The following is a 2,603-nucleotide window of genomic DNA, read 5'->3' on the forward strand; positions in this document are numbered from 1 at the left end:
GGAAACCGGTTGTCACTCTCTTCCAGTCATACGCAATCGTTGTGATAATTCCAATAACAAGTGCCAATTCCACTGACCAAATACCAACAACTGCGGTTAAATCTACTTTTCCGAACGCTTCAAGGCCAATTTTGGCAAAATCAAAACCGTCTGGGTACCACTTTGGAATAGAAACAGTAAAAAATTTGTTTGCAACCCCTACAAGCACAAGCGGAACAAATGCAAGAATCTGTCTTGCTACGCTAGGTTCATATTTAGGTTCTGTAGAAGGTACAGACTCTTTTTCTAGCTCTGCAGCAGCCGCTAGTTCATTATTAAACCCGTAGTAGCCTTCTCCAGCTTTTCTTGCTTTTTTGCTTCGGCTTTCTAAATACCAAAGACCTAAGCTAAAGACAATAACCGATCCGATAATCCCCAGTGTCGGAGCAGCATAGATGTCTGTTTTAAAAAAAGTCGTTGGGATAACGTTTTGAATTTGCGGTGTACCCGGAAGTGCATCCATGGTAAACGAAATAGCTCCTAATGCAATCGTTCCCGGTACTAATCGTTTTGGAATATTCGCTTCGCGGAATAAGTTAGCCGCAAACGGATAAACTGCAAACGCAACAACGAATAAACTTACCCCGCTGTAGGTTAAGATTGCTCCCATTAAAACAATAGCCAAGATGGCGCGTTTAGCCCCTACTACTTTAACAATTGTTTTCGCAATCGATTCAGCGACTCCAGACATTTCTACCATCTTCCCGAAGACTGCTCCTAATAGAAAGACAGGGAAGTAGTTTTTAATAAACCCAACCATTTTCTCCATAAAAACGTTTGAGAAAAACGGGAGTGCATAGCTTGGTTCCGTTAAAATAACGGCTAGCAGCGCACACAGTGGAGCAAACAAAATAACTGAAAATCCGCGGTAAGCAACCAGCATTAAAAGCCCCAGAGACAGCAAAATAATCAGCAAATCCATAACGTTTCCCCTTTCATCCCTCATTCAATTTGTTTTGAATTTATCTTATTTTTTATAAAGTGCAGACTCAAACTCATATTCATAGCACGTGTAATACAGCTGGATAATTTCTTCGGCCGTCGGTACAACCGGATGGTTAGCAGGACTTCCGCTTTGAATCGCATCTGCTGCCATTTTCTCAACCGCTGCGTAAAATAGCTGGCGATCGATGCCCCACGATTGAAGATTAGGAATCTCTAAGTCGATACAAAGCTGCTTGATGGCTTCAATTAACACATCTGCTCCTTCTTTTTTTGTATATGATACGTTCGGAAAAAGAGCTTGTCCTATTTCACCTAAACGATCGATTGAAGCCTCTTTTGTATAGTCCAAAACCGCAGGCAGGAGCATCGCATTAGAAATACCGTGCGGCACATGGAATAACGCGCCAATAGGTCTTGACATACCGTGCACTAGAGCAACAGATGAATTTGAAAACGCCATTCCTGCCAGCATAGAAGCATAGGCCATTTCATTTCTTGCTTGAACATTTTCTCCATTTCTGTACACAAGACGGATATTTTTCATGATTAACTCAATTGCTTGAAGCGCAAGTGAATCTGTAAAAGGATGTGCTTTTTTAGACAAATACGCTTCCACTGCATKACTGAGTGCATCAATTCCTGTAGCTGCCGTTACATGTTTTGGACATGATAGAGTTAATAACGGATCAACAATGGCTGTATCAGGCAATAATTGAGGTCTTGCAAGCATCATTTTTACATCATACGCCGTGTCTGTAATAACCGTCGCTTTCGTCACTTCTGAGCCTGTTCCAGCAGTCGTAGGCACGGCAACCAAAGGAAGAGGACTATCTTGAAAATCTTGTTGATTTTGAAAATACGTTCGTAGATGCCCTTCATTTGTCATCATAATGGCAACCGCTTTTCCAGTATCGATACAGCTGCCTCCCCCTAAGGCAATAACCACATCGCACTGCTCCGTTTTACATATAACAAGCGCTTCATCTAGATGAATATCTGTCGGCTCTGAATTTACGCCTGTATACACGGCACAGTCCATGCCAGCCTCGGCTAAGTAACGACGGCAAGTTTCTACATTGCCTGCTTTCACCATAACGTCATCACTTATAAGCAACGCCTTTGTCCCAAGCAGTGCAGCCTGTTCTCCAATTTTAGAAAATGATTCTTCTCCATATAAAACCGTGCGTGGTACAAGTAGTTCGTAAATTCCCACTGTTTTTCCCCCTTTGTTATCTCGCTGACAATCTCTCCTTCCGTATTTTCATGCTGCCTTATGTAAGCGATTTCATTTATTTGTGCAAAGAACCAACATGAACTTCGTTTTTCTCCCCTATTTATTCTCTTTTTGTATACCCCTTTCCTCTTTCATTCTAAAATTTCATCTTATATTTTTCAATCTTTTTTTGTAACTTTTTAAAAATTGCAAAAAAAGCCAGAGGTATTCTCTGACTTTACCATTTAAATAAACTTTTGAACAGTATTATTTCGATTTAATTTATAAATAGACAGCAGGAAAAAAACGAGTGCAAAAGCTAGTAAAATGCTGATATTTAACCATAGGCTGCTTAAATCAGCTCCTTGTTGAACACTTTTTAACGTACTTAATACCCACGTTTGAG

At 40.6% G+C, this 2,603-nt stretch carries 2 protein-coding genes; both read right to left on the bottom strand.

Annotated elements, in window-relative coordinates; all coding sequences use genetic code 11:
* A partial coding sequence (locus AC1DRF_RS22555; RefSeq protein ID WP_477741740.1) for a GntP family permease occupies positions 1-961 on the bottom strand: 961 nt, incomplete at its 3' end.
* Between the two features lie 45 nt (positions 962-1,006).
* A complete protein-coding gene (locus AC1DRF_RS22560) occupies positions 1,007-2,197 on the bottom strand; it encodes an iron-containing alcohol dehydrogenase (protein WP_477741741.1) in 1,191 nt (396 codons plus the stop codon).
* Positions 2,198-2,603 lie beyond the last annotated feature (406 nt).

The sequence above is a fragment of the Priestia sp. P5_B4 genome (assembly GCF_056400385.1).